Genomic DNA, 25,357 nt, shown 5'->3' on the forward strand with positions numbered 1-25,357 from the left:
GGAGCTAAGCTACGTCATGTCCAACGCCGACGACCGGTTGAAAGTGTTCATTCTGCACGCGCGGGCCGACGCTGGCTTTGCCGGACAGGTTGAGGCGTTCTTGCACGAGGCGGGGTACAGCGCGAGCAACGGCGTTCAGAGCGCGGATGTCGTGGTGTTCGTGCTGAGCGACGCCTCGGGGCGCTCGGCGGAGTGCATCCGTGAAGCGCAGGAGGCCAGTAGGCTCGGCAAATCTATAGCGCCCGTGCTGCCCCAGCCTTTGCGCGAACCGGCGCCCGGCGGCATCGCGCAGCGTGGGCTGATCCGGTTCTATATCGATCCTGCCGCGCCGAACTCCGGGTTCTTCGATGGCCAAAAGCGGTTGATCGACACGCTGGAGGCGTGTGCTGAGGATGTGGTGATGGCGCGCCAACGTGTGCATGCGGGGCGCAGCGACCTTGACGCTCTGAACAAGGAGCTCCGCAAAGCGCGCGACGAGATCGAGCAGATCAAGCGCAGTGCGCGCGATCAGCAGCGCAGGCAGGCGCCCCGCCCTGCTCCGCCGGACCTGCCGCCGATCTATTACGATCGGCCACCACGGCGCGGCCCGCGTATTCCTTGGCTGCGTGGCGGCTTTCTGTTGCTGGTTGGCGCTTGGGTGGTCGGCTTTTTCGTGAGCGACACCGTGAGCGACGGCACGCGCGCCATCGCTGCGAATGCCGCAACGTGGGCGACCGATCTTTATGGTGCGTCGGATCCGCCCAAGCAGCGCACGGTGTTGGCAGAAGACTTTACGCCGGAGCGTGATGCGTTCGCCGCCGCCGCGGGCGCGAACGTGCGCGACTATCCGCTGACGACCGGCAACCTGCTGGTAGAACTGCCGGCGCGATCGCCGCTGGCGATCAACGGGCGCGTGATGATTCAGGGTGAATGGTGGTTTCGCGTTACGCTGCCTGATCAGCGCGTGGGCTTCGTGCATCAGAGCACGGTTGCGTGGGGTTCGCCGCCGGCGCCGCCCGCAACACAAGCGCCGAACATCACCGCGGTTGATCCTGCGGTTGCCGCAGCTGCGGGACGCGCGGGCGCGAAGATCCGCACCAGCCCAAGCCGATCGGCGCGCGTGATCGTGCGGGTGGCGAGCGGCGCTGCGCTTACGATCACCGGCAAACGGCGCATTGGCGAGCATTGGTGGTACCGCGTGCGCACAGCGGAGGGCCAAGAGGGCTTTGCCCGCGATGACGTGCTGACCGCGCCGGGCGGCGGGACGCTTAGCCTCTAGCTATTCCGCTTCGACGCCCGTACGCGCGATGGCGAGCGCGAGGATGCGGTTGATCAGCTCGGGATATGGCAGGCCGTCATGGGCGGCGCTTTGGGCGTATTCTTCACTGCGGGCGATTTCCGGGTTGGGGTTGGCTTCGATGAAATACGCGACGCCGTCATTGCCAAGCCGGAAATCAATGCGAGCGTAGCCGTCGACTTCGAGCACCCGGCAGATGCGCTTGGCGACGTCGCGGATGCGGATGCTGGCGTTGGGCGCGATGTCTTCGGCGGGGCCGATTTTTACGCCGACTTGTTCTTGATATTTGACGTTGCGCTTCACGCGCTCGGTTGCGATGGCGTGATTGCCGTTGGTGAGCTTTTCGAACTGCAGTTCCCACACAGGCAGCGCTTTCAGGCGGTCGTTGCCGAGGACGCCGACGTAGATTTCGCGGCCGTCGATGAATTGCTCGGCGATCGCGGCAGTGCCCAGATGTTCGTGGATGAAGCGGACGCGCTCGCCAAGTTCTTCGTCGTTGTTGACGACCGACGCTTGCGAAATCCCCATCGAACCGTCTTCGATGTTGCTCTTGACGATGAGCGGGAAGCGCAGCCGCGCGGGGCGATTGATCTTGCGGCCCGGTTGAAACACCGCGAACGCGGGCGTGGCGATGCGGTGATACTTCAAGAGTTTCTTCGACAGGTCCTTGCCCTGCGCCAACACTTGGCCGCGCGGATTGCAGCCGGTGTACGGTACGCGCATCAGTTCGAGGAAGCTTGCGATGTTTTGGCCGTAGACGGCCTCGCCGTGGAATTCGATCAGCAAGTTGAAGACGACGTCGGGCTTCCAGGTTTCGATCTCATCACGGATCGGTTTCAGATCGTACTGGACGCCGAGGACGTGCACTTCGTGGCCGAGTTCGGCGAGTGTGGAGATGACGTCGTATTCGGTCTTGAAGAAGTTGATCTCTTTGTCGGAGAGGCCTTCCATCGTGGCCGGCGGCACACCGTCCGGGTGGCAGAGCACGAGGACGCGAAGCTTTTCCTTCATACCGCGAACTGCTGGCGGCGGCCGGCGCTGTAGAGCGACGTGACCGATCGCTTCGTGAGGAGCGCGGTGATGTCGTTGCGGATGCGTATTTCGCTGCCCGCGGCGCGCAGCTTCAGCACGCGCGTGCGGTCCATGACGTCTTCAAGAGCGGCGTCGAGCGCCAACGGATACTCCCCCGTGCTTTGTGAGACGGATGTCATGATTCTGTTGCGGTGGCGCTTAATCACGCTGGATGCGCTTGGGGCATTCTGCTGATCGTTGGCGAAGATGCGCTTCAGGTCACGGTCGAACACGGTTGGCGCATCGACGGCGAAACGTTTGCGCTTCGCGGCGTAGTGTTCGCCGAGCGTCATGCGCAGCTCGCGCATCGGGTCCATTTGGGTGCGGCGTTTCGGCAGCGGTTTGACGCCGGCGAGTTCGCTCATCAATTCATCGACGTATTCGAGCTTCTTCAGCGCCGGCCAGTCGGCGTACTTCTTCCGCCAGCTTGAGCGCGGCGTGAGCCAAACCGCGAAAGTCTCTGCGAAATCTTCGTCGGGGTGGCATTGCGCATACCAACGGCGGAGGTGTTGGACGTAGCGTTTGCTGGTCGGATCGGGACGGTAATGGTCGGGATAACGCTTGCCGGCGTTGCCGAACAGTTGCTGCCAGCGGCGGCGGCGATGCAGGCCGTACGCGCGCTGCACGACGTGACCGGCTTCGTGCCGAAGTATGCGCATGCATTCGCGCGCCGTGCCGCCCTCCACTTCCATCACCATCTTGCGCTCGAGACGCATCAGGCGTGGGTGCGCGAGATAAAACGGAACGGCGATGCCCGGCGTGTCGTGCGGGCTAAACCATTCGTGCGAGAGCCAAGCGTGCGCCCGTACCGCTACGTCACGGCTCGCGAGCTCGTCGTGCATCTGCTCGAGCTGGCCCTCGAGCCAGCTGCCTTTGATGGCGACACGCAAGTCCTTCATTCGGACATTGAGCAGATCGTCATCGGAGTAGCTTGCCCAGGCCGGTTCTCGCTTCTGCGAGGATTTGGGTCGGCGCTTTAGACTCATGGCTTGATGCTAGCCACGACGCTTAGCGGCGCGCAATTGTTCCGCTGGGTGACGGCGCAGGTCGCCGCGCCCCTTGCAGACTCAGGCGCCGCCGCCTCAATCTTCCTGATCCTCATGACCAATCCCACAGCCTCCGGAGCGACACCGTCAGCGCCGCCGCAAGACTGGCGTACGTTCATTCCGAAATCGATAACCGTGATCGCGCAGGAGGGTTATTCGCTGGCCAAACTGCGCGCCGATGCAGTGGCCGGCCTCACGGTGGCGATCGTTGCGGCGCCGCTCGCCATGGCAATCGCGATCGCCTCCGGAGTCACCCCGGCGCAAGGGTTGATCACGGCGGTCGTCGCGGGCTTTCTCATCTCGGCGCTAGGCGGGTCGCGGTTTCAGATCGGCGGACCGACCGGGGCGTTCATCGTCGTCGTGTACGGTGTCGTGCATCAGTACGGCTATGACGGGCTGGCGCTGGCGACGATGATGGCGGGCGCCATACTCGTGGTCGCCGGGCTGCTGCGCGTCGGGACGTGGATCAAGTACATCCCCGAACCTGTGGTAACGGGCTTCACCGCCGGTATCGCGGTGATCATCTTCACCAGTCAGATTCGCGATCTGCTGGGGCTCTCCATGCAGGAAGTCCCAGCGGATTTCATCGAGAAGATCGCTGCGTTCTGGGCCGCGCGTGAAACGGTCGCGGCGCCGGCAATTGCGGTCGCCGCCGGCGCGCTGGCCGTCATCCTGCTGATCAACCGCCATTTGCCGCGCTGGCCCGGCATGCTGATCGCGGTCGCCGGCGCGACGTTAGCGGTGTGGGCGCTAGACCTGCCGGTGGAGACCATCGGCACGCGCTTCGGCGCCGACGCCGCCACCACGTTGCCGCCGTTCGCCGTGCCCGAGATCAGCGTCGCGCGGATGCAGCTGCTGCTGCCGTCGGCGCTGACGATCGCGTTCCTGGCGGGCGTGGAGAGTCTGCTCTCGGCGATGGTGGCTGACGGCATGACGGGCCGGCGGCATCGTTCGAACTGCGAGATCGTCGCGCAGGGCGTGGCGAATCTGGTCTCGCCGCTGTTCGGCGGCATCTCGGCGACGGGCGCCATCGCGCGCACCGCGACCAACATCCGCGCCGGCGCGCAGACGCCGATCGCAGGCATGTTTCATTCGCTTTATCTGCTGATCTTCGTGCTCGGCGCCGGGCCGCTGCTGGCCTACGTGCCGCTGGCGGCGCTGGCGGCGGTGCTGACCGTGGTCGCGTGGAACATGAGCGAACAGGAACGGTTCCGGCATTTGCTGCGTGGGCTCAGCGGCGACCGCGCCGTGCTGCTGGCGACGTTTCTGCTGACGGTGCTGGTGGATCTGACGATGGCGATCGAAGTCGGCGTGGTGCTGGCGGCGATCATCTTCATGCACCGGATGGCGGAAGCGAGCGCGGTGGAGCGCGGCGTCTCGCTGATCGAGCGCGATCAGGACGATTTCGCGCAGGCCGGGCGCGAAGCTTACCAGGCGCGCGCGGAATTGCCGGCGGGCGTGGAATCATTCGAGCTTCGCGGGCCGCTCTTCTTTGGCGCCGCGAGCCGGCTGATCGATGCGCTGGAGGCAGCGTTTCCGCCGCCGCGCGCGTTCGTGCTGCGCTTCCGCGACGTACCGATGGCGGATGCGTCGGGCGTGAACGCCGTGGAGCGTTTCCTGAAGCGCTGCGAAAGCCATGGCGTGCACGTGGTGTTCTGCGAACTGCGGCCCGGCGTGCACGCGGTGTTGCGCAAACTCCACGTGCTTGAGCGCGTCGAGGAGGCGGCGAGCTACGAGGACGCGATCACCGTCGCAGCCGTGGCAGCTGAGCGGCGCTAGCGTCCGACGATTGTGCTGGCGCCGGCATACTCCGCGCTGTCGTCCAGCATCTCGGCGATGCGGATGAGCTGGTTGTATTTGGCAGTGCGGTCCGAGCGCGAAAGCGAGCCGGTTTTGATCTGGCCGCAATTGGTGGCGACCGCGAGATCGGCGATGGTGTAGTCCTCGGTTTCGCCGCTCCTATGGCTCATGACGGCGGAATAACCGGCGCGCTGGGCCATATCGACGACGTCGAGCGTTTCGGTGAGCGTGCCGATCTGGTTGACCTTGATCAGGATGGCGTTGCCGAGGCCCTTCTCGAAACCGATCTCGAGGCGTTTCATGTTGGTGACGAAAAGATCGTCGCCTACGAGCTGGCATTTATCGCCGATCAGTTCGGTGAGTGCGGCCCAGCCTTCGAAATCATCCTCCGACATGCCGTCTTCGATCGAAACGATCGGATAGCGCGAAACGAGGTCGGCCAGGAATTCGGCGTTCTGTTGCGGCGAGAAGGACTTGCCCTCGCCGGCCATCTCGTACTTGCCTTTCTTGAAGTACTCGGTCGCGGCGCAATCGAGCGCGAGCGCGATGTCGTCGCCGACGGCGTAGCCCGCCTTCTCGATCGATTTGAGGATGAAGCCGATGGCTTCTTCTGCGCTCTTCAGGTTCGGGGCGAAGCCGCCTTCGTCGCCCACGTTGGTGGAGTGGCCGGCGTCCTTCAGCTCTTTGCGCAGCGTGTTGAAGACTTCCGAGCCCATGCGCACGGCGTCGGCCATCGTGGTCGCGCCGATCGGCATGATCATGAATTCTTGCATGTCGATCGGGTTGTCGGCGTGGGCGCCGCCATTGACGATGTTCATCATCGGACACGGCAGCACGCGCGCTTGTACGCCGCCGAGATAGCGGAACAGCGGCTGGCCGTTGCTTTGCGCGGCGGCTTTGGCGGTGGCGAGCGAGACGCCGAGAATGGCGTTGGCGCCGAGGCGGGCTTTGTTGTCGGTGCCGTCGAGTTCGATCAGGGTGCGGTCGATGCGGCGCTGGTCGTCCGCGTCGAGGCCCATGATGGCGCTGGCGATCTCGCCACCCACGGCTTCGACGGCGTCGCGAACGCCTTTGCCGAGATAGCGGTCGGGCTCGCCATCGCGTTTTTCGTTGGCTTCGTGGGCGCCGGTGGAGGCGCCTGACGGCACGGCCGCGCGGCCCATGGCGCCGTCCTCCAGCCAGACATCGACTTCGACGGTAGGATTGCCGCGGCTGTCGAGGATTTCGCGGCCAACGATGTCGGCGATGCCGGTCATGGGGACACCTGCTTAGGGCTAGATTTGATAGGCGTTTGGAGCGCGGCAGCGGCCAAAACGCAAGGCAAACCGGCGCAGGGCGCGTATGCGCTTTAGGCGCAGCCTTCCATGTAGCGGATCGAAGGGCCGCCGGCGTGGACGGCGGTGACGACGCCGGTTTCGCTCACTTCGAACAGCAAGCCGCTTTGATCCGGGACGGTCCATATCAGGAGATTGTGCGCGGGCGGCGGGTTGTAATGCGCGCCTTCCTCGATGACGTTTTGGTACGCGGCTCGGACTTCAGCGTCGGTTGAGCCGACGCCAACGTTTTGCGCCGTGCGGGTACGTGGCGCTTCGCTGCTCGCGGTGACACGCGTCAGGCGATCGCCTTCGAACATCAGCCAGAGCTGATCGCCGTCCGTCGCTGTGTATTGCTGTTCGACGCAAGCGCCGGAAATTTCCGGCTCAAGTGCTTCGTTGTTCATTGGCCGGCCAGAGACTTGGCGCGCTTCGGCGAGCGTCATGCCGATGCGCATGTCGCCGTAGCCTTCCACGGTGAGCGCGGGAACGGTCGAATCCCGCGCGCCTTGCGACTGCGGGTCCTGCTGGCACGCGGCCAGCGCCAAGATGGAAAGAGCGAGCGCGAAAGCGCGCATCGAGCCAACGCCGGTCATCTCGTCAACCCCTGGGTCCCCGCTTTCGCGGGGACGCGCTCGGACTTAGTCCTCGCGCGGCTTCAGGATTTGCTTGCCGCGATAGCGGCCGCTCTTCAGGTCGATGTGGTGCGGACGGCGGAGTTCGCCGGACTCCGCGTCTTCGACGTAGGTGTTCTTCGCCAGCTTGTCGTGCGACCGGCGCATGCCGCGGCGCGAGGGCGTGGTTTTTCGCTTCGGAACGGCCATAGCCGGTAAACTCCTGGACCCGGGTCAGACATCGGGAAAGCGGGGCTGATAGGCCAAACGGGGCTTTCCGGCAAGCCTCAGCCCTGCCCGGAACCCCGGCTCAAACGTCGCGTTGGCCTGGGGATTCCTGGGGCTGCGCGCCAGAGACGGAGATAACCGATGATCGTTCAGCATGTCATGAGCCGCGACGTCCGCACCGTGACGCCGGAAGCGACGATCCGGGAAGCCGCCCGGATCATGGCCGACGCCGATGTCGGCGCCCTCCCCGTTGCCGCCGGGGACCGCCTAGCGGGGATGGTGACGGACCGGGATATCGCCATTCGGGCGGTAGCGGTCGGCAAAGGGCCGGAGACCACCGTGGGCGAGGTGATGACCCATGACGTCCTCTACTGCCACGAGGACGAGGACGTACATCATGTCAGCGACAACATGGGCGAGATGCAAGTGCGCCGGCTGCCCGTCGTGGACGTGGAAAAGCGGCTTGTTGGGATCGTGTCGCTGGCCGACATCGCGCTGGCGGTGAACGCCGAGGAAGCGGGCGAAGCGCTGGAAGGCATCGCGCGGCCGGGTGGCGAGCGCAGCCAATCGATCGACGGACGCGCCTGATCAAGCCTGCGCGTGAACCACAGCCGGCGCGCCGGGTTCGAGCGGGGCATTGAGGCGGAATTGGCGGATGCTGGCGGTCTCGCACACGCCTTGGACGATGTAGATCACCTCAGCCTCGATGGTGTCCTCGAGCGGCCGGCGGATCACGGTGAACGCGCACGGCTCGTGGCGCACGCGCTGGGAGAGCGTGCCGCTGACGACGCTCAGCGCGCGGGTGCCGACCAGGCGCGCGGAGGCGAAGTGGAGATGGCCGCTGAGGAAGAGTTCGGCGCCGGCGTCGATGAGTTTTTCCAAACCGCGCTCGCCACCGCGCGTGATGCCTTTGATCGGAGCGTCGTTGGGCCATGCCAGAGGATGGTGTGTGATGAGGATGCGCAGCGCGCCGGGCTGAGCTTTCTGCAATTCGGCGGCAGCAATAGCGGTCTGGCCGCGCGAGATCTCGCCTTGCGCCCAGTTGAAACGGAATTGCCAGGCGCGCGCGGTGTTGACCGGCACGATGGAGAAAAGCTGCGTGTGCCAAGCTTGGGTTTGGATGCCGTGCGACGCATTTCTAAAGCGTGTCCAGGGGTACGCGAGCCGGCCCCACATTTCGTAGTACGGCACGTCGTGATTGCCGGGCGTCATCATCACCGGCGCCGCGAGATCGCGCATCCAGGCGCAGGCGTTGTCGAGTTCGACGGCCAGGCCATCCTTGGAGACGTCCCCAGTGATGATGACGGCGTCGGGCTTGAGATCCGCGATGTATTTCGCGGCCGCCGCGAGCGCGTGTTTATCCTCGCAGCCGAAGTGGAGATCGGTGAGATGAACTAGCTGCACGCTTGCGCTCACGCTGCTTCGGGTTCCAGGGCCAGAACACGCGGCCCGTTGGGATCGTACTTGATGTGAACGCGCGAATAGAAGCGGCGGGGTTCGCCGTCGAGCGTGGCGTGGATGTAACCGAGCTTGGCGTCGATGTCGCCGGACTTGCAGCGGCTGATCTCTATGGCGGAATCGTTGCGCCAGCTCGTGGTGAGCGCGCGGATGCTGACGCGGGCGAAGTCGAGCAGATGACGCGCGTCGAGACGGACCCATTCCAGATCATCGGCTTCAATTCCGCCAGAGAAGCTTGGGAGCAGAACGCCAATGGCTTCCATCTTCTGCATCGCACCACGTCCAGTGCGCGCGCGCAGATCGCGCGTGAAGGAACGTTTGAACGCAATGCGGAGCCGGCGCCAAGCCGTCAGCGGTTTCCCTTCGCGTACGGCTTCGCGGACGTGAACAAGTTGCGTTGTGCCGCCAAAGAGCGCGGCAACGTAGAATGGCTCGTCATTGGCGCGGCCGACAGGCAGCTTCTTTATGACACCGTGCTCAAGTGCTGCGGCGAGCGCCTCGGGCCAAGGCAGTTCGCCGTAGAGCGCACGCGGCAGGATATTGAGCGTGCCGCCCGGCAACAGGATCAGTGGCGGACCGTTGCGCGGCGCGAGTTCGGCCGCGGCGCGCGCGGTGCCGTCGCCGCCAAGTACAATGATGACATCGAACTCCTTGGCGCGGGCGAAGAGCTTGCGCGAGATTTTTTCGGCGTCGATCATTGCAACCTGACCGATGTCGGCGGTGGCGAGGGCGGCGACGAGTTTCTCACGATCAGCGGCGGTGACGCTGCCAGCCTTTTCATTAAAAAAGACGAGCGCCTTCGCGCCCGAGCCGATCGCGCGAGCGCGTTCCGGCGCGGCAGCTTGCGCCATTGTTTCGCTGACCTGTTCCATGTGGGAACCCAACGCGGCGCCGTCGCGTGGGTTCCCAATGGCTCAGTTTACCGAGGCGCCCATCGAGGCCGACACATCGCGGGCGGCGCCGGCGCCGGAATTGTTGACCGATGCGCCCATGGAAGCCGAGGCGTCGAACGACTGAGTGGCGTTGAGTTCGATATCGGCCCCCATTGAAGCAGAGACATCGGCTTCGTTGCAGATGAGGTGTTCGGCATCGACCGAGGCGCCCATGGCGGCCGTGATATCGACGCGGCTGCAGGTTCCAGACACATCCAGCTCGGCGCCCATGGCTGCGGCGAGATCAAGGTTGCCGGCGCGGATGTTGGTGGCGGTGAGTGTGGCGCCTTTGGCGGCGGCAAGGTTTTCGATGGCCGGCATGGTGACGCGGACGGTGGCGTCGAGATCGGGCGTCCCGCCCCACCAGGACCGGCTACGGGACGATATTTGCAAAACGTTGCCATCGCTGACTTCGGTGCGGACGCGGGCGGCGTCGCGGCCTGTGACCTCGACGCGGAAACCTTCACCCTGGGTCACATAGACGTCGATTTTGTCAGCAGCGCCGACGCCATCGAAGCCGGTCAGGTTGCGGGTTTCGGCCTGGGCGGCTGTGGCCAAGGCCAGGGCGATCAGCGCCGGCGCGATCAGGTACTTCATGGACTCCTCCGAGCTGCCGCGGGCATGGGCGCTTTCGTGGGGAGGATGCATTGACCTCGGGGTTTGGATGCGGGCTTGGCATCCGAACCAGGGTGGGAGACGTAAGAGCCATGATGCGCCGCCGGACCCTGCTCGCCGCCCTGCCCTTTTTGGCTGGGTGTACCCCCTCGCTGGGGACGTTCGATTCCCTCACCCCGCGCGATGCGGGCGTGCGGCGGGTCGCGCGCGACATGGCATATGGCGAGGGGGCGCGACGAAAGCTCGACGTATATGCGCCGACGGATGCCGCTGCGGCGCTCCCGGTGATCGTGTTCATCTATGGCGGTTCATGGGCGACGGGCGACAAGGACGACTACGAGTTTCTCGGCGCGGCATTGGCGTCACGCGGGTTCATGATTGTCGTGCCGGACTATCGGCTGGTGCCAGAAGTGCGGTTTCCCAGCTTTGTGGAGGATTGCGCTGCGGCGGTTCGCTGGGTCAGCGATCATGTCGCTGAGTATGGCGGCGACGGCCGGCGGATCGTGCTCGTGGGCCATTCCGCTGGCGGGTACAATGCGGTGATGCTGGCGTTGGCTGGCGACTATCTGCGCTCTGCCGGCGTGGCGGATGGTTCTATTCGTGGCGCCGTGGGATTGGCGGGGCCGTACGATTTCCTGCCGTTCGATGTCAACGCGACGCGTAACGCGTTCGGGCAAGCGCCCGATCCACAACTAACGCAGCCTGTCCATTTCGCACGCGCGGATGCACCGCCTTTGCTGTTGTTGTGGGGCGTCGACGACGACACGGTCGGTCCGCGCAATCTCGAGAGTTTGGCCCGGGTGCAGCGCGCCGCGGGTGGGCGCGTGGAGACCAAGATCTACCAGAACGTCGATCACATCGACATTCTGATCGCTTTGTCTCGGCCGTTCCGAGGGCGCGCCCCTGTGCTGGATGATGTGACGGCGTTCGCGCGCGCGGTGACGGACTAGGTTATATTGCCGCGCGAGAAATCGCCGGCGATGCGGCGCAGCGTTTGCGGCGCGCTCTGGCGATCGAAGCCGACGGCGGCGGTGTAATCCACCAAAGCGGCGTGCTCGATTTCATCGAAGGCGCCGTCAGCGACAAAGACCGCGAGCAGAGCCCTCAATAGCGCCGACTTCTGTTCATGCGTGAACGCACCTGCCCGCGAAGCAAGATAGGCGACCAACTCCGCCTTGCTGAGGCGCGCATGCGCCAGCGCCGTTTCAACGCGCGCTTCATCGAAGGTGGGTCCAGCGATGTCGCGCATGGCGCTTGCGATGGCTGTGCGTTCGGCCGGATTAAGCCGGCCGTCGATACGAGCCGCATTGGCCAACGCTTCGAGAACATATTCCTCGAAACTTCCACCGACCGCTGCTTGGGCTTTTCGCGCGCGTAAAGCACGCGCCACGACGCGGAAAGAAATCCACGCGACGACCACGAATATGAAAAGCGCGAGAATGGCGCTTCCGCTCGGCGCAGAAGCCGTGGGCGTCGCGGCGGCGGCGGGCGCGGCGGACAGGAGCGTTGCGATGAGTGGCAATCGGTTCATCCGTCCATTGTCCTTTGTCGCGCACGAAAATGTGAGGATGAAAATCGACCAACGGCATTGTCGCAAAGGATTTTCACGCGATTAGACGAGGCGGCTCTGCTCCACCGCTGCCGCGATGAAGCTCGCGAAGAGCGGGTGCGGTTCGAAGGGGCGGCTCTTGAGCTCGGGGTGATATTGCACGCCGATGAACCACGGGTGGTCGCGGCGTTCTACGATTTCGGGGAGCACGCCGTCTGGGCTCATGCCCGAAAAGATAAGTCCGGCTTCTTCGAGCTTGTCGCGGTACTTGGTGTTCACTTCGTAACGGTGGCGGTGGCGCTCGGAGATTTCGGTGTCGCCGTAGATGGCGGCGACTTTGCTGTCGGGATCGAGCGCTGCTTTGTAGGCGCCGAGGCGCATGGTGCCGCCGAGATCGCCAGCGGCTTGGCGTTTTTCCAGTTCGTTGCCTTTGAGCCATTCGGTCATCAGGCCGACGATGGGATGCTTGGCTGGGCCAAACTCGGTTGAGCTGGCGCCTTTGAGGCCAGCTTGGTTACGCGCGGCTTCGATGCAGGCCATCTGCATGCCGAAGCAGATGCCGAAGAATGGCGTGTCGTGTTCGCGCGCGAAGGTGACGGCGGCGATCTTGCCTTCGCTGCCGCGCTCACCGAAGCCGCCCGGGACCAGCACGCCATGCACACCGTGCAGATCTTCGTGCCACGCGGCGCCCTTCTCCTCGAACTTCTCGGACTCGATCCAACGGATGTTGACTTTGACGTTGTTGGCGACGCCACCGTGATGCAGCGCTTCGATCAGCGATTTGTAGGCGTCTTTCAGCTCAGTGTATTTGCCGACCACGCCGATGGTGACATCGCCATCGGGTGATTTGAGGCGATGAACGATCGTCTCCCACTTCGTGAGATCGGGTTGCGGGGCGACGGTGACGCCGAAGTACTTCAGCAACTCGGTGTCGAAGCCCGCGGCGTGATACGCCATCGGCGCTTCATAGATCGTCGGCAGATCGCGCGCTTCGATGACGGCGCCTTCGCGCACGTTGCAGAACAGCGCGATCTTCTTCTTCTCTTCCTCGGGAATCGGACGATCGCAGCGGCAGAGCAGAATATTGGGCTGGATGCCGATCGAGCGCAGTTCTTTCACGCTGTGCTGCGTCGGCTTCGTCTTCATCTCGCCGGCTGACGGGATGTAAGGCAGCAGCGTGAGGTGCACGAACGCGGCTTGGCCGGGATCCAGTTCTTGGCCGAGTTGGCGGATGGCTTCGAAGAACGGCAAGCCTTCGATGTCGCCGACGGTGCCGCCGATTTCGCAGAGCACGAAGTCCGCGTCGCCGTGATCGGAGAGGATGAATTCTTTGATCGAGTTGGTGACGTGCGGGATCACTTGCACAGTCGCACCGAGATAATCGCCGCGGCGTTCCTTGGCGATGATCTCCTGGTAGATGCGGCCGGTGGTGATGTTGTCGGCTTGTTGCGCCGACACGCCGGTGAAGCGCTCGTAGTGGCCGAGGTCGAGGTCAGTCTCGGCGCCGTCGTCCGTGACGAAGACTTCGCCGTGCTGATACGGGCTCATCGTCCCCGGATCGACGTTGAGGTAGGGATCGAGTTTGCGGAGGCGGACCCGGTATCCCCGCGCTTGAAGCAAAGCGCCGAGAGCGGCGGAGGCGATGCCCTTCCCAAGGGAAGAGACCACGCCGCCGGTAATGAACACGTAGCGCGCCATAACTTTCCAAATCAGCCCGGCCGCGTTCTGCCCCAGCCCGGCTTAGACGGACTAAATCTTACTGGTCGGGGCCGGCGCGTTCGCGCCGTACGGCTTCCACTCCGCCGCCAATCTCTATCGATTCGGTCTGATGCGTTGGATCATCCGTCAGAGCGATGCCGGTTACCGAGCCAGAGGTGTTCGGCAGGACCAGCGGCGCAGGCGTCGACGTGGCCGTTGCGCCAGCGGAACGTTGCGTTGCCGCAGGTTGCGGACGCACTGTCGCCGTGCCGGCTGTCGACGCTGGAACCGTTGTGGCGCCGGAACGGGTGGTGGCCGGCGGCGGCGCGGTGGTGCGGGTTGTGGTACGCGCGGTCGTCGGCTGCGCGGCGGAGGCCGTGGTCAGCGGGCCAGCGCGGGTGGTGCCTGACGTTGACGGCGCAGCCGCTGCTGGCGCGGGGCCAGGCATAATCGACGCGAGGCGCGTGTCAGTCGCTTGCGGCGCCCTGCTTTCGGTCGGATCAGGGCGGGTTTCGGCAGGCGTCGGCGCGGGCGCGACTGGCGCCGCCGGTGCGATCATGGAGCTGCGCGGGACGATGTTGTCGAGCACCGAGCCGCCAGCGGAGGCGGATGAGGCACCGGACAGAACTGTAAGGCCGAGCGAGGTCACTAGGAAGAAGCCGCCGGCGACGGACGTCATCTTGGCAAGCGCGTCGGCTGCGCCACGGCCGCTCATCAGCGACCCGCCGCCGCCACCGCCCATGCCCAGCGCGCCACCCTCGGAGCGTTGGAGCAGAACGAGGCCGATCAAACAGACGCAGACCAGCAGGTGAATGATGAGGACGACGAGTTCCATAGGCTGCCCGCACTCCCAGCGCACATCGGCGCCCGCCCGGACATGGGCGCGCGCGAAAGGGCGCTCAATAGCTGAGGGCCATCCTAAACACCAGCCCGGCGCAGCGCACCCCTAAGACGCAGCCGGATGGGCCAAAATAATCGCTGCAAAGTCAGCTGCCTTGAGGCTAGCGCGGCCCACCAGGGCGCCATCGACGCCCTCGACGGAAAAGATCTCCGCCGCGTTCTTGGGACCCACGGAGCCGCCGTAGAGGATGCGGATGGCGTTCGCCTGATCGCCGAAGCGTTCGGCAAGGACGCGCCTGATGAGGGTGTGGACCTCGGCGATCTCCGGCAAAGTCGGCGTGCGCGTCCCGCCGATGGCCCAAACCGGCTCGTAGGCGACGACGATGTTGGCGCCCTGCTCCGGCACGCTTTCGCGCACCTGCAGGCCGACGATTTCAGCGACGCGGCCGGCTTCGCGCTCGGCTTGGGTCTCACCGACGCAGATGATGGGCGTGACGCCCGCGGCGAGCGCTGCTTCCGCCTTCCGGCGCACCAGGTCGCTGGTTTCCCCGTGCAACGTACGGCGTTCGGAGTGACCGACGATGATGCAGCGGGCGCCAGCATCGGCCAGCATGGCCGCGCTGATTTCGCCTGTGCGTGCGGAATCGTCGGCGATGGCGCTGCAGTCCTGAGCGCCGATCAGGATGGTCTTGCCCCTCACCTGCTCAGCGGCGGCGGCGATGTAGGTCGCGGTCGGGCAGATCAGCACGTCGACAACGCCTGACGCCGGGCCGATCGTCTCGGCGAGCGCCGCGATTTCGCCCAGATCGGCGCTGCGGCCGAACATCTTCCAGTTTCCAGCGATCAACGGCTTGCGCGCGGCCATTTGGCCTCCCTCTCGACCCAGCTCCGGCGATTGCCCCCGCCTGGGGGCGTCTTTATGGTCCGGCGCCTTCACGCTTACCGGATGCGTTCATGCTTCTGCAATTTCGTAAACTCTCCCGCGGCTTCATCGCCAGCGTCATTCTGGGTCTGGTCGGCCTGGCGATGGTCGCGTTCCTCATTCCGCAGAGCGGGATTTCGATGCCCGGTTCGGCGAACCTGGTTCAAATCGGCGCGCGGACGGTGACGCCGGCCCAACTCTCGCGCGAATTGGAGCTGACGCTCCGAGGAGGACGCGCCAACGGACGCAATGTCTCGCAACAGGAGGCAGTCGACGCCGGTCTGCATTTGCGGTTGCTGGAAGGCATTATCGGCCGGCGCGCGTTCGACAATTACGCGCAGAAGATCGGCGTCAGCGCCAGTGACGCTCAGGTCGGCGAGCGCATCCGTTCGATCCCAGCCGTGATGAACCCGGTGACGCGCCAATTCGACCGCGCGGCATACGACGCATTCCTACAACAGCTTCAGTACAACCGGGCTGAGTTCGAAAACGACATGCGCGGCGACATCACGCGGGAAATGCTGATGCAGTCACTGGTCGCCGGCGTGCGCGCGCCGTCGAGCTTCGGCGCCATCGGCCTCGCCTACCAATCCGAGACCCGCGTGGTCTCCATTGCCGAAGCCCCGCTCTCCGCCGCTGGCGCGATTCCGCCGCCGACCGAAGCGCAGTTACAGACGTTCTGGGAAGAGAGCCAAGATTCGCTTCGCGTTCCGGAGTTCCGGGCGCTGACGCTGGTGTATGCGCGGCCGCAGGATTTCATCGCGCGCGTCAACATTCCCGAGACGCGGTTGCAGGAGGAGTTCGAAGCGCGCCGTGCGGCGCTGACGCAACCGGAACGCCGCACCTATGTCCGCATCTCGGCGCAAACAGAGGCGCAGGCGAACGATGCGGCGGCGCGGCTTGGCCGTGGCGAGCGCGCGGACGCCGTTGCGGCAGCGCTCTCGCTCCAGGCAACGCGTGGCGAGAACCACGCGCGCGCAGAAGTGACGGACGCCAACGTGGCCGCAGCGGTGTTCGAAATGCGGGCGGGCGCCGCGCCACGCGTCGTGCGCGGTTCGCTGACGCCGTGGGCTGTCGTTCAAGTGCAAGCGGTGACGCCGGCGGTTGAGCCAAGCTTAGCCGCGATGCGCGACGAGCTGCGGCAGGCCATCGCCATCGACGAAGCTGGCTCGCTCCTCAACACCGCGATCAACACGTTCGAGGATGCGCGGGCGAGCGGCACTCCAATTGCCGAGGCCGCGCGTCAAAGCGGGCTGGGCGTGGTCTCCATCCCGGCGGTTGAAGCCGGCGGTCACGACGCCCAAGGTAACGAGATCGAAGCTCTCGCGGGCATGGAAGAGCTGGTGACGACTGCCTTCGCCACCGACGAAGGCGAAGCCACGGATTTCGCGCCGGTCGGCGATGCGGATGTGATCATCTCGGTCGATAGCGTGACGCCGTCCTTCGTGCGCCCGCTCGACGATGTGCGTCCGCAGCTGACCGAAGTGTGGATTGGCCGCGAACGGGCGCGACGTCTCCGCGACATGAGCCAAGACGTCATCGAGGCCGTGCGCGGCGGTCAGAGCTTTGCGGCCGCGGCGCGGGCCAACCGCTTCAACATGCTGGTGAGTTCGCAGCAGATCGACCGGCGCATGGCGTCGCAGATTCCTGCGCGCGGTTTGGCCGGACAGATCTTTGCCGACCAACAGGGCGCGGTCGTCGCTGACGCGCGCGCCGACGGCCAAGCCATGCTGGTGGCGATTGTGGAACAGATCAATCGCGTCGATCCGGCGGAACATCCCGAAGAAGTCGAGGCCACGCGCTTGCAGCTTCAGCAAACGCTTGGCGAGAGCTTTGCCGCCGCGCTGCAGGACGAAATCATTCGCCGCGCCAACCCACGCCGGAACGAGCAATTGATCAACCAAACCTTCCGCCAGTCCGGCGACGAGGAAGCACCGGCGCAATGACCTCAGAGCGACCACCGCTCGAGCCATCTTTAGAAGACTTCGCCGCCGCCTATGCAAAGGGCGGCGGTGTTGTATGGACCAAGCGCGTCAGCGATCTGGAGACGCCGGTTTCGGCGCTGTTGAAATTCGGCGCCGACAGGCCAGGCACGTTTCTGTTGGAAAGCGTGCAAGGCGGCGATTTCCGCGGCCGCTATTCCATCATCGGGCTCCGGCCCGATCTGGTGTGGCGCGTGAAGGATGGCCGCGCCGAGCAGAGCCGCGGCGGTTTCGCCGACAGCGCCTTCCGCGCCCACAAGGACGCACCGCTGAAGAGCTTGCGCAAATTGTTGGCGAAGTCGGCGCTGGAGTTGCCGCCTTCCCTGCCGCCAATGGCGGCGGGGCTGTTTGGGTATCTCGGCTACGACATGGCGCGCTTTATGGAGAAGCTGCCGGACAACACGGCAGATCCCATTGGCACGCCGGATGCGCTGCTGGTGCGCCCGACGGTGATTTGCGTGTTCGACAACGTGACCAGCGAGATCACCCTGGTGACGCCAGCGCGGCCACGCAGCGGACAAGGCGCAGCGGAGGCGTATCACGCAGCCGGGCAACGCTTGATGCGGATCGCGCGAGCCTTGGACCGGCCGTTGCCGAAACTCCCATCAAGACCCGCTGCTTCCAAGCCGCGCGAGCCGGTATCGAACACTACGCCGGATGATTACCGGGCGCTGGTCGAAAAGTGCAAAACGTACACGCGCACTGGAGACATCTTTCAGGTGGTGCCAAGTCAGCGTTTTTCGGCGCCATTCGCGCACGAGCCGCTGGCGCTTTATCGCTCGCTGCGGCGGCTCAATCCTTCGCCGTTTATGTACTACCTCAACTTCCAGGATTTTAGCGTCGTCGGATCGAGCCCGGAGATCCTGGTGCGTCTACGCGGTGACACGGTGACGATCCGGCCGATCGCGGGCACGCGGCCGCGCGGCGCGACGCCGGCCGAAGACTTGGCGTTGGAGCATGAATTGCTCGCCGACCCGAAAGAGCGTGCCGAGCATCTGATGCTGGTGGATTTGGCGCGCAATGATTTGGGGCGCGTTGCGGTGCGTGGCGGCGCGAGCGGCAATCTGGCGGCGGCGGCGGACGCCGGTTCAAAGCACGTGCGCGTGACGGAGTCGTTCACGATCGAGCGCTACAGCCACGTGATGCACATTGTCTCCAACGTCGAAGGCGAACTTGCGCAAGGGCTAAACGCGCTCGATGCGCTGATCGCGGGCTTTCCGCACGGCACGGTGACGGGCGCGCCGAAGATCCGTGCGATGGAGATCATCAACGAAGTCGAAAAGCACAGGCGCGGCATCTATGCCGGCGGGGTCGGCTATTTCGGCGCCGGCGGCGATATGGATACATGCATCGCGCTCCGAACCGGCGTGGTGAAACACGGCATGCTGTATGTACAGGCTGGCGGTGGCGTCGTGCTGGACAGCGACCCCGAGGCGGAGCTGCAGGAGACGCTGCACAAGTCGCGCGCGGTGTTTGGGGCTGCCGCGGAAGCTTGGCGCTACGATTGATTTCGCTTGATGGCTACACAGCCGCCCACCTTTGACGATCTCCGCCGCTACGCGGTGGCGCGTACGCTGTTTATGCCCACCACGCTGCCGCGCGCCATAGAACGCCTCGGCTTCGTGCAAGCTGATCCGATACGCGCGCCAGCGCGAGCCCAGGACCTGATCCTGCGCCACCGCGTGCGCGATTATCGCGCTGGCGATCTCGAGCGGCGCTACGCAAAGCTTGCGATCGAAGAGGACTTCTTCATCAACTACGGTTTCCTGCCGCGGGCGACGCATCAGCTCATGCACCCGCGCACGCCGCGCAAGCGATGGACAAAATCGCGGGCGGCGAAGGCCGCCGCTGTGCTCGCCTTCGTTCGCGAACGCGGCGTCGTGCATCCGAGCGAGGTCGACGCGCGGTTCCAACACGGCAAGGTGCGCAATTGGTTCGGCGGGTCATCGAATGCCAGCACGCAATTGCTCGACGACATGCACTATCGCGGGCTCGTCCGCATTGCCGGCCGAGCGGGCGGCGTGCGGCTTTACGAAGCGCGCGCCGAGACGCCCCCCGTCGAGGACGCGCCGGCTGCGATGGATGCGCTCATTGATGTGATCGTGCGCAAGTACGCGCCCATACCTGACCGCTCGCTTACCCAGCTCGCCTACCATTTGCGGGGCGGCGCGCCGCAATGGAGACGCCAACACCGCGCCGCGCTCAAGCGCGCACGCAAACGTTTGCCGTCGGCCGAGATCGATGGCGTGCGGTGGTTTTGGGCCGAAGGCGAGAACCCGCACAGCGCGCGCTGGATGACGCAATCGAGCGGCAGCGACTCCGTTCGCCTGCTCGCGCCGTTCGACCCTGTGGTTTGGGACCGGCGACGGTTCGAGATGCTTTGGGGTTGGGCTTATCGCTTCGAGGCCTACACGCCGGCGGCCAAACGCGGGCGCGGCTATTACGCGCTGCCGCTATTATGGCGCGACACCGTGATCGGGTGGGGCAATCTTTCCGTTGTGGACAATCGGCTGATCGCGCAATTGGGCTACCAATCCGGCAAGCCGCCTCGCGACGCCGCGTTTAAGTGCGCGCTCGATGAAGAGCTTGAGCGAGTAAGGGTGTTTTTGGGCATCGGCTGATGGCCAATGGGCGAGCCCTATTTCATGAGCTGGATTTTCAGCTAAGGTGCCCACGCATGACGCTCTGGTCCCCCACTCGATGGCGCGCGAACGAACGCTGATCCGTTTTGTTCACGCTTAGCCTTTGGGGCCGCTCATGATCCTCGTCATAGATAATTACGACAGCTTTGTTTATAACCTCGTCCACTACATCGAGGACTTCGGCGTGCAAACGGAAGTCCGCCGCAACGATGCGCTTTCCGTTTCCGATGCCCTGAAGATGAAGCCGAAGGCGGTGGTGCTCTCGCCCGGACCCTGCACGCCAAACGAAGCCGGCATCTGTTTGGATTTTCTGCGTGAGGCGCCGGAGAGTTTGGCGATCCTCGGCGTGTGTCTCGGGCACCAGGCGATGGGGCAAGCGTTCGGCGGCGAGGTGGTGAGTGCGCAGGCGATCATGCACGGCAAGGTTTCCGACGTGACGCATCGCGGCGGCGGCGTGTTCAAAGGCCTGCCCTCCCCCTTCAAGGCGACGCGCTATCACTCGCTCGCGGTTAAGCGCGAGACGTTTCCGGACGTGATGACAATCGACGCGGAGACGGCCGACGGCGAAGTGATGGGCATGTCCCATAAATCGCGGCCGGTGTTTGGGGTGCAGTTTCACCCGGAATCGATCGCGTCCGAGCATGGGCACGCGATCGTCGCGAACTTTCTGAGTGTGGCAGCGTTGCGATGAGCCTCGCTGCGACGCTTTCGGCGCTGAAGGATGGCGGCTACGTCCAGTCATCCGAGATCGACGGCGCCTTCTCCGAAATCATGGATGGCGTCGCTTCGCATGATGACATCAAACAGTTCCTGACGCTCACCATGCCACTGATGAACGCACCGCCGCTGATCGCAGCGGGCGCGCGGGCGTTGCGGTCGCGCATGGTGCGGGTGGCGGCGCCAGAAGGCGCGATCGATGTCTGCGGCACGGGGGGTGATGGCGCGCACACGCTGAACATCTCGACGGCGGTGGCGTTCGTGGTGGCGGGTTGCGGCGTGCCCGTGGCCAAGCACGGCAATCGGGCGATGAGTTCAAGGTCTGGCGCGGCGGATGTGCTGGAAGCGCTGGGTGTGAAGCTCACGGGCGATGTGCCGACATTGGAGCGATGCTTGCGCGAGGCGGGGTTGGCGTTTCTGTTTGCGCAGAACCATCATCTGGCGATGCGTCACGTGGCGTTGGCGCGGCGTGAACTGGGGAAGCGGACGATTTTCAATCTGCTGGGGCCGCTCTCCAATCCCGCTGGCGTGAAGCGGCAGTTGATGGGCGTATTCAGCGTGGACTTTCTGGAGCCGGTGGCGGGGGCGCTGAAAGAGCTTGGTTGCGAAAAGGCTTGGGTGGTGCATGGCGCCGGCGGGCTGGATGAGCTTTCGGCGCAAGGGAGTGACGCCAACACCGTGGCGATCCTGGATGCCGGCGCGGTGACGATGGTGCGCGCGACGAGGGATGCGGAGATCAATCCGGACATACGCGGTGGCTTGGCCGCAGAAAACGCCGAAGAGATGATGGCGTTGCTCAATGGCGGCGGACGGCCGGGGCATCGCGACGCGGTGGCACTGAACGCGGCGGGCGCGCTGGTGGTAGCGGGGAAGGCTAAGGATGTGCCAGAGGGCTGGCCGATGGCGCTGAAGTCGATCGATAGCGGCGCTGCGCGTGGGGCGTTGGCGAACTTGATCGCCGTTTCGCAGAGCGCGCCATGAGCGTGCTGGCGAAGATCGTCGCGTACAAGCGCGAGGAAGTGGCGGCGCGGAAGCGGGAGCGCTCGCTGGACGCGTTGGAACGCGAAGCAGCAGAAGCGCCGGCGGTGCGCGGCTTTCGTGCGGCGCTGGAGCGGCAGACGACGGCGCTGATTGCGGAGATCAAGAAGGCGAGCCCGTCGAAGGGGTTGATCCGGCCTGACTTCGATCCGCCCGTGTTGGCGCGCGCCTATGCCGATGGCGGCGCGACATGTCTTTCCGTGCTGACAGATGCGCCGAGCTTTCAAGGGCATGAGGACTATCTGGTCGAAGCGCGGCGAGCGTGCGCCCTGCCCGTGCTGCGCAAAGATTTCATGATCGATCCTTGGCAGATCGCCGAGAGCCGGGTCATCGGCGCGGACGCGATCCTGATCATCATGGCGGCGGTTGACGATGCATTGGCGCATGCGTTGGCCGATGCGGCGGCGGCGCACGCAATGGATGCGCTCGTGGAAGTGCATGACGAGCGCGAGATGGCGCGGGCGTTGGCGCTCGATGCGAAGTTGATTGGCGTCAACAACCGCTCGTTGAAGACATTCGAAGCCGACCTCGCGACCACGGAGCGCTTGGTGACGATGGCGCCGAGCGACGTGCTGCTGGTCTCTGAATCTGGTATCGCGACGAACGCCGACATCGCGCGACTACAGCGCGCCGGGGCTCGCGCGTTTCTCGTGGGCGAGAGTTTGATGCGGCAAGAGGATGTGGCGGCGGCCACGCGGTCACTACTTGGCCGTTAACTAAACTGGACTTGACCGGGCGCCGTGAACGGATATAGAACACAAATATCGTTCACCCTTTGGTCCAGGTCATGCTGACAGCGAAACAAAAAGAACTGCTGCTCTATATCCATGAGCGGATCAAAGAGAGCGGCGTTTCGCCGTCCTTCGATGAAATGAAGGAGGCGCTCGATTTGGCGTCGAAATCCGGCATCCACCGGCTGATCACGGCGCTCGAAGAGCGCGGCTTTCTGCGGCGCCTGCCCCACCGGGCGCGGGCGCTGGAAGTGCTGAAGATGCCGGAAAGTGCGGCGCCTGCCGCGCCTGCGAAGGGGCGCAACTCGTTTAGGCCGAGCGTGGTCGGCGAAGGCCGCTCCAATAGCGGCAGCATCCCTATTCTGGGCCAGATTGCGGCCGGTGTGCCGATCGAAGCGCTCCAAACCGAGATTGGCCGCATCACGCCACCGGACGATTTGCTCGGCAACGGCGATCATTTCGCGCTCGAGGTCAAAGGCGACTCGATGATCCAGGCCGGTATCCTCGATGGCGACGTGGTGCTGATCAAGAAAACCGACGTGGCCGATAGCGGCGATATCGTCGTGGCTTTGATCGACAACGAGGAAGCGACGCTGAAGCGCTTGCGCAAGCGCGGCAACTCGATTGCGCTCGAAGCGGCGAACCCAAACTATGAGACGCGCATCTTTGGCCCTGACCGTGTGCAGATCCAGGGCAAGCTCGTCGCCATGATCCGGCGTTATTCCTGATCGCTGGCGCCGCCGCGTGGTGTCCACGGTCGGCTGATGGCCGGTGAGAGCGCGCGTTCGATGCGGACGCCGTGCTCTGTCGCGTAGATCAACGCGCCGCCGCGTAGGGCGAGATCGGGTGCATCTAGGATTGCTGCCGTGCCGCAGCGCTGTGTGAAATCGGCTGGCGCGGTGGCGCGGCTCATCACGATAGCGTCGCGCTGACAGGCGCGGGCGAAGCCGGTCTCATCTGTAACGAATGCAAATGTGCGGTCGGCGGCGAGCCAGGTGCAGCCGCCCTCCCCGCAGTTTTCTGGCGGCGCGAGACGTTCGAGTGTCGGCGGCGAGAGGCCGAGCATGGCGCCTAGGCGGTCGCGTGCGTAGGTGGAGCGGCCGGGGGCTGCGATAAGCGTCCACGCCGAAGCGCCGTCAGCGCGGGCATAGACGGCGCGTGTATCGGCGTCGAAAGCCACCATCGGTGTTGGTGCCTTGATGTAGAGCGCGATGCTGGCGGCGAAGAAGATCACTCCGAGCCAGCGCAAGGCTCCGCGCCACAACCCCACCCAAAGCAATGAAACGACGCACAAGATGAACGCCAAGTCCGGCGGACGCGGCATGGCGCGGACCGCTTCGGGTCGCTCCCCGAAGGTTTGGCCGACAGCGGCGATGAGATCGAGGGCGCTGGCCATCACTTCGAGCGGAATATCCGCCATGCCAAAGGGCGCGAGAACGGCGGCGACGGCAGCCGCTGGCGCGACCAAAAACGACATGATCGGGGCGGCGATTAGGTTGGCGGGCAGCGCGTAAAGCGAAAAACGCTGGAAGTGGTAGATCGCAAATGGATCGGTCGCGAGGCCGGCGACGAACGAGATCAGCAACACGCCGCCGATGCCGCGCGTCGTGGCTTGCAGCGCGCCGATCAGTGGACCGGGCGTTGGCAGCGCTGGCTCGTGTGGCGCGCGCTTCAGGATTTCGAACAACGCGACGAGCGCCATGGTGGCGGCGAAGCTCATCTGGAAGCCGGGTTCGATCACGGATTCCGGAAAGATCAGCACGACGATGAACGCCGCAAGCGCGAGGCCGCGCATGGAGATGGCGGGGCGGTCGAGCAGAATCGCGCCGAAGGCGACGCAGGCCATCACGAACGAGCGCAGCGCCGGCACGCTTGAGCCGGAGATGATGAGGTACGCCGCCAGCACGAGGAGCGCGCCGACGGCGGCGATTTTCTTGATCGGAAATCGTAGCGCGATCGGCGCGATCAGCGAGAGCGTCCAAACGAGCGTCGCGAACACCAGGCCGCCGACGATGCCCATGTGAATGCCCGAGACGGAAAGCAGATGCCCAAGGCCGGAGTCGCGGAGAGCGGCGTTGGTGTCGGCGTCGATCGCGCTGCGGTCGCCCGTGATCAGCGCGGAGGCGATCGCGCCACCGCGCCCAGGCGCGGCGTCGACAATGGCCGCGGCAAGATCGGCGCGGACGGCGGCGAGTAAGAGGCGCTGTTGGTCGAGCCAATCCGGCGGCGGGGCGAAATCGGCAGGACGGCAACGGCCGAAGGCGAACCCGGTAGCGGCGAGCCGTTCGAAATAGGCGCGGCGGGCGAAGTCATAGGCGCCGGGCGCCATGGGGCCTGAGGGCGGACCGAGGATGCCGCGGCAGCTTGCGGCGCGACCTGCGGTCAGCAGTCCTGCTTCGCTCACCGAGAGGCGCACGTAACGCGGCGGCTCGGCGACGCCTTCGATGCTGCGCACGAGCAGACGCAATCGTGGGCCGTTGTCGTTGGCGTCGTTGGCGACGACCCAGCCTTCGACGCGCACGGGTTCTTCGCCGCCGATGTAGGCCGGCTGCGCGACGGTGAGGCCGCGCAGGTGGGCGGAGGTGAAGCCAAGCCCTGCGGCGGCGATGAGCGCGCAAAGGCCACCGAGGACGTGGCGTGTCGTCATGGCCCAGCCGTCGGCGCGCTCGCTTGTCCATGCGGCAATGGCGATGGCGGTGGCGGTCCCCAGTACGAGGAACAACGGGCCGATCCACCAGGGCGGATCGGTGGGCGCGGTGAGCCAGAGGGCGGCGCCGGCGACCATGCTGACCGGCAACCACAAGATCCAACGGTCGCGCTGCAGTGCGACCACGGCGGCCAGCGCGCGACTAGGAGAAAACGCGGGCGCCGTGCTACCACGCGCG

General features: G+C 65.1%; 24 protein-coding genes. 11 read left to right on the top strand and 13 right to left on the bottom strand.

The features are described 5' to 3' along the window. Positions 1–16 precede the first annotated feature (16 nt). Positions 17–1,258: an SH3 domain-containing protein gene (locus DSM104635_RS09975; protein ID WP_158766056.1), complete on the top strand. Its 1,242-nt coding sequence runs from the start codon at positions 17–19 to the stop codon at positions 1,256–1,258. On the opposite strand, the gene DSM104635_RS09980 is transcribed toward DSM104635_RS09975, so the two are convergent. Next, a complete protein-coding gene (locus DSM104635_RS09980; RefSeq protein WP_158766057.1) occupies positions 1,259–2,287 on the bottom strand; it encodes a D-alanine--D-alanine ligase family protein in 1,029 nt (342 codons plus the stop codon). Continuing rightward, positions 2,284–3,333: a putative zinc-binding metallopeptidase gene (locus DSM104635_RS09985; RefSeq protein ID WP_158766058.1), complete on the bottom strand. Its 1,050-nt coding sequence runs from the start codon at positions 3,331–3,333 to the stop codon at positions 2,284–2,286. Before DSM104635_RS09985 ends, DSM104635_RS09980 begins: the two co-directional genes overlap by 4 nt. Before the next feature lie 6 nt (positions 3,334–3,339). On the opposite strand from DSM104635_RS09985, the gene DSM104635_RS09990 reads away from it, so the two are divergent. Then, positions 3,340–5,172: a SulP family inorganic anion transporter gene (locus DSM104635_RS09990; protein ID WP_228446045.1), complete on the top strand. Its 1,833-nt coding sequence runs from the start codon at positions 3,340–3,342 to the stop codon at positions 5,170–5,172. Here DSM104635_RS09990 and eno read toward each other — a convergent pair. The 3 genes from eno to rpmF form a co-directional block, all read right to left on the bottom strand. Further along, on the bottom strand, positions 5,169–6,449 hold the full coding sequence (eno, locus tag DSM104635_RS09995; RefSeq protein WP_158766059.1) for a phosphopyruvate hydratase: 1,281 nt from the start codon (positions 6,447–6,449) through the stop codon (positions 5,169–5,171). The genes DSM104635_RS09990 and eno overlap by 4 nt on opposite strands. A 92-nt stretch (positions 6,450–6,541) precedes the next feature. Beyond that, positions 6,542–7,102 (bottom strand): hypothetical protein, encoded by a 561-nt coding sequence (locus DSM104635_RS10000; protein WP_158766060.1) that lies wholly within the window; start codon positions 7,100–7,102, stop codon positions 6,542–6,544. 45 nt (positions 7,103–7,147) lie between these two features. Next, on the bottom strand, positions 7,148–7,330 hold the full coding sequence (gene rpmF, locus DSM104635_RS10005) for a 50S ribosomal protein L32 (protein WP_158766061.1): 183 nt from the start codon (positions 7,328–7,330) through the stop codon (positions 7,148–7,150). 159 nt (positions 7,331–7,489) lie between these two features. Here rpmF and DSM104635_RS10010 point away from each other — a divergent pair, with 159 nt between their 5' ends. Further along, positions 7,490–7,936, top strand: a complete 447-nt coding sequence (locus DSM104635_RS10010) for a CBS domain-containing protein (protein WP_158766062.1) — start codon at positions 7,490–7,492, stop codon at positions 7,934–7,936. On the opposite strand, the gene DSM104635_RS10015 is transcribed toward DSM104635_RS10010, so the two are convergent. From DSM104635_RS10015 to DSM104635_RS10025, 3 genes are read right to left on the bottom strand one after another with little or no spacing between them, the layout of a single operon-like run. Beyond that, positions 7,937–8,752, bottom strand: coding sequence for a metallophosphoesterase family protein (locus DSM104635_RS10015; protein WP_158766063.1), 816 nt, complete (start codon positions 8,750–8,752; stop codon positions 7,937–7,939). 8 nt (positions 8,753–8,760) lie between these two features. After that, entirely contained in the window at positions 8,761–9,678 is a 918-nt protein-coding gene (locus DSM104635_RS10020; RefSeq protein ID WP_158766064.1) for a diacylglycerol/lipid kinase family protein, read from the bottom strand. 42 nt (positions 9,679–9,720) lie between these two features. Next, positions 9,721–10,335, bottom strand: a complete 615-nt coding sequence (locus tag DSM104635_RS10025; protein ID WP_158766065.1) for a GIN domain-containing protein — start codon at positions 10,333–10,335, stop codon at positions 9,721–9,723. 113 nt (positions 10,336–10,448) lie between these two features. On the opposite strand from DSM104635_RS10025, the gene DSM104635_RS10030 reads away from it, so the two are divergent. Beyond that, complete coding sequence (locus DSM104635_RS10030; protein WP_228445646.1) at positions 10,449–11,303, top strand: alpha/beta hydrolase; 855 nt, start codon at positions 10,449–10,451, stop codon at positions 11,301–11,303. Here the strand turns inward: DSM104635_RS10030 and DSM104635_RS10035 are convergent. The 4 genes from DSM104635_RS10035 to tpiA all read right to left on the bottom strand — a co-directional run bounded on the left by DSM104635_RS10035 (position 11,300) and on the right by tpiA (position 15,305). Continuing rightward, a complete protein-coding gene (locus DSM104635_RS10035) occupies positions 11,300–11,884 on the bottom strand; it encodes a TerB family tellurite resistance protein (RefSeq protein WP_158766067.1) in 585 nt (194 codons plus the stop codon). The two genes, DSM104635_RS10030 and DSM104635_RS10035, sit on opposite strands and share 4 nt — an antisense overlap. An 81-nt stretch (positions 11,885–11,965) precedes the next feature. Continuing rightward, entirely contained in the window at positions 11,966–13,600 is a 1,635-nt protein-coding gene (gene pyrG / locus DSM104635_RS10040) for a CTP synthase (RefSeq protein ID WP_158766068.1), read from the bottom strand. A 58-nt stretch (positions 13,601–13,658) separates the two neighbouring features. Continuing rightward, positions 13,659–14,435, bottom strand: a complete 777-nt coding sequence (gene secG, locus DSM104635_RS10045; protein WP_158766069.1) for a preprotein translocase subunit SecG — start codon at positions 14,433–14,435, stop codon at positions 13,659–13,661. 111 nt (positions 14,436–14,546) lie between these two features. Beyond that, positions 14,547–15,305 carry a triose-phosphate isomerase gene (tpiA, locus tag DSM104635_RS10050; protein WP_158766070.1) on the bottom strand — a complete coding sequence of 253 codons (759 nt, stop codon included), beginning with the start codon at positions 15,303–15,305 and terminating at the stop codon, positions 14,547–14,549. Positions 15,306–15,394: 89 nt separating this feature from the next. Here tpiA and DSM104635_RS10055 point away from each other — a divergent pair, with 89 nt between their 5' ends. From DSM104635_RS10055 to lexA, 7 genes are all read left to right on the top strand, one after another. After that, entirely contained in the window at positions 15,395–17,308 is a 1,914-nt protein-coding gene (locus DSM104635_RS10055) for a peptidylprolyl isomerase (protein WP_158766071.1), read from the top strand. Further along, a complete protein-coding gene (trpE, locus tag DSM104635_RS10060) occupies positions 17,305–18,852 on the top strand; it encodes an anthranilate synthase component I (RefSeq protein WP_158766072.1) in 1,548 nt (515 codons plus the stop codon). Before DSM104635_RS10055 ends, trpE begins: the two co-directional genes overlap by 4 nt. Positions 18,853–18,861: 9 nt before the next feature. Further along, entirely contained in the window at positions 18,862–19,965 is a 1,104-nt protein-coding gene (locus DSM104635_RS10065; protein WP_158766073.1) for a DNA glycosylase AlkZ-like family protein, read from the top strand. A gap of 136 nt (positions 19,966–20,101) precedes the next feature. Continuing rightward, positions 20,102–20,677, top strand: coding sequence for an anthranilate synthase component II (locus DSM104635_RS10070; RefSeq protein ID WP_158766074.1), 576 nt, complete (start codon positions 20,102–20,104; stop codon positions 20,675–20,677). After that, a complete protein-coding gene (gene trpD / locus DSM104635_RS10075) occupies positions 20,674–21,684 on the top strand; it encodes an anthranilate phosphoribosyltransferase (protein ID WP_158766075.1) in 1,011 nt (336 codons plus the stop codon). Before DSM104635_RS10070 ends, trpD begins: the two co-directional genes overlap by 4 nt. Continuing rightward, complete coding sequence (trpC, locus tag DSM104635_RS10080) at positions 21,681–22,457, top strand: indole-3-glycerol phosphate synthase TrpC (RefSeq protein WP_158766076.1); 777 nt, start codon at positions 21,681–21,683, stop codon at positions 22,455–22,457. Before trpD ends, trpC begins: the two co-directional genes overlap by 4 nt. Positions 22,458–22,528: 71 nt before the next feature. Beyond that, positions 22,529–23,200, top strand: a complete 672-nt coding sequence (gene lexA, locus DSM104635_RS10085) for a transcriptional repressor LexA (protein WP_158766077.1) — start codon at positions 22,529–22,531, stop codon at positions 23,198–23,200. Here the strand turns inward: lexA and DSM104635_RS10090 are convergent. After that, on the bottom strand, positions 23,191–25,305 hold the full coding sequence (locus DSM104635_RS10090; RefSeq protein ID WP_158766078.1) for a ComEC/Rec2 family competence protein: 2,115 nt from the start codon (positions 25,303–25,305) through the stop codon (positions 23,191–23,193). The two genes, lexA and DSM104635_RS10090, sit on opposite strands and share 10 nt — an antisense overlap. Positions 25,306–25,357: the final 52 nt, after the last annotated feature.

The sequence above is a fragment of the Terricaulis silvestris genome (assembly GCF_009792355.1).
GTDB classification, from domain to species: domain Bacteria; phylum Pseudomonadota; class Alphaproteobacteria; order Caulobacterales; family Aquidulcibacteraceae; genus Vitreimonas; species Vitreimonas silvestris.

Coding starts and splice junctions, on each gene's coding strand:
- DSM104635_RS09975 (WP_158766056.1), top strand. CDS start 17: ATGTCCAACGCCGACGACCGGTTGAAAGTGTTCATTCTGCACGCGCGG.
- DSM104635_RS09980 (WP_158766057.1), bottom strand. CDS start 2,287: ATGAAGGAAAAGCTTCGCGTCCTCGTGCTCTGCCACCCGGACGGTGTG.
- DSM104635_RS09985 (WP_158766058.1), bottom strand. CDS start 3,333: ATGAGTCTAAAGCGCCGACCCAAATCCTCGCAGAAGCGAGAACCGGCC.
- DSM104635_RS09990 (WP_228446045.1), top strand. CDS start 3,340: ATGCTAGCCACGACGCTTAGCGGCGCGCAATTGTTCCGCTGGGTGACG.
- eno (WP_158766059.1), bottom strand. CDS start 6,449: ATGACCGGCATCGCCGACATCGTTGGCCGCGAAATCCTCGACAGCCGC.
- DSM104635_RS10000 (WP_158766060.1), bottom strand. CDS start 7,102: ATGACCGGCGTTGGCTCGATGCGCGCTTTCGCGCTCGCTCTTTCCATC.
- rpmF (WP_158766061.1), bottom strand. CDS start 7,330: ATGGCCGTTCCGAAGCGAAAAACCACGCCCTCGCGCCGCGGCATGCGC.
- DSM104635_RS10010 (WP_158766062.1), top strand. CDS start 7,490: ATGATCGTTCAGCATGTCATGAGCCGCGACGTCCGCACCGTGACGCCG.
- DSM104635_RS10020 (WP_158766064.1), bottom strand. CDS start 9,678: ATGGAACAGGTCAGCGAAACAATGGCGCAAGCTGCCGCGCCGGAACGC.
- DSM104635_RS10025 (WP_158766065.1), bottom strand. CDS start 10,335: ATGAAGTACCTGATCGCGCCGGCGCTGATCGCCCTGGCCTTGGCCACA.
- DSM104635_RS10030 (WP_228445646.1), top strand. CDS start 10,449: ATGCGCCGCCGGACCCTGCTCGCCGCCCTGCCCTTTTTGGCTGGGTGT.
- DSM104635_RS10035 (WP_158766067.1), bottom strand. CDS start 11,884: ATGAACCGATTGCCACTCATCGCAACGCTCCTGTCCGCCGCGCCCGCC.
- pyrG (WP_158766068.1), bottom strand. CDS start 13,600: ATGGCGCGCTACGTGTTCATTACCGGCGGCGTGGTCTCTTCCCTTGGG.
- secG (WP_158766069.1), bottom strand. CDS start 14,435: ATGGAACTCGTCGTCCTCATCATTCACCTGCTGGTCTGCGTCTGTTTG.
- tpiA (WP_158766070.1), bottom strand. CDS start 15,305: ATGGCCGCGCGCAAGCCGTTGATCGCTGGAAACTGGAAGATGTTCGGC.
- DSM104635_RS10055 (WP_158766071.1), top strand. CDS start 15,395: ATGCTTCTGCAATTTCGTAAACTCTCCCGCGGCTTCATCGCCAGCGTC.
- trpE (WP_158766072.1), top strand. CDS start 17,305: ATGACCTCAGAGCGACCACCGCTCGAGCCATCTTTAGAAGACTTCGCC.
- DSM104635_RS10065 (WP_158766073.1), top strand. CDS start 18,862: ATGGCTACACAGCCGCCCACCTTTGACGATCTCCGCCGCTACGCGGTG.
- DSM104635_RS10070 (WP_158766074.1), top strand. CDS start 20,102: ATGATCCTCGTCATAGATAATTACGACAGCTTTGTTTATAACCTCGTC.
- trpD (WP_158766075.1), top strand. CDS start 20,674: ATGAGCCTCGCTGCGACGCTTTCGGCGCTGAAGGATGGCGGCTACGTC.
- trpC (WP_158766076.1), top strand. CDS start 21,681: ATGAGCGTGCTGGCGAAGATCGTCGCGTACAAGCGCGAGGAAGTGGCG.
- lexA (WP_158766077.1), top strand. CDS start 22,529: ATGCTGACAGCGAAACAAAAAGAACTGCTGCTCTATATCCATGAGCGG.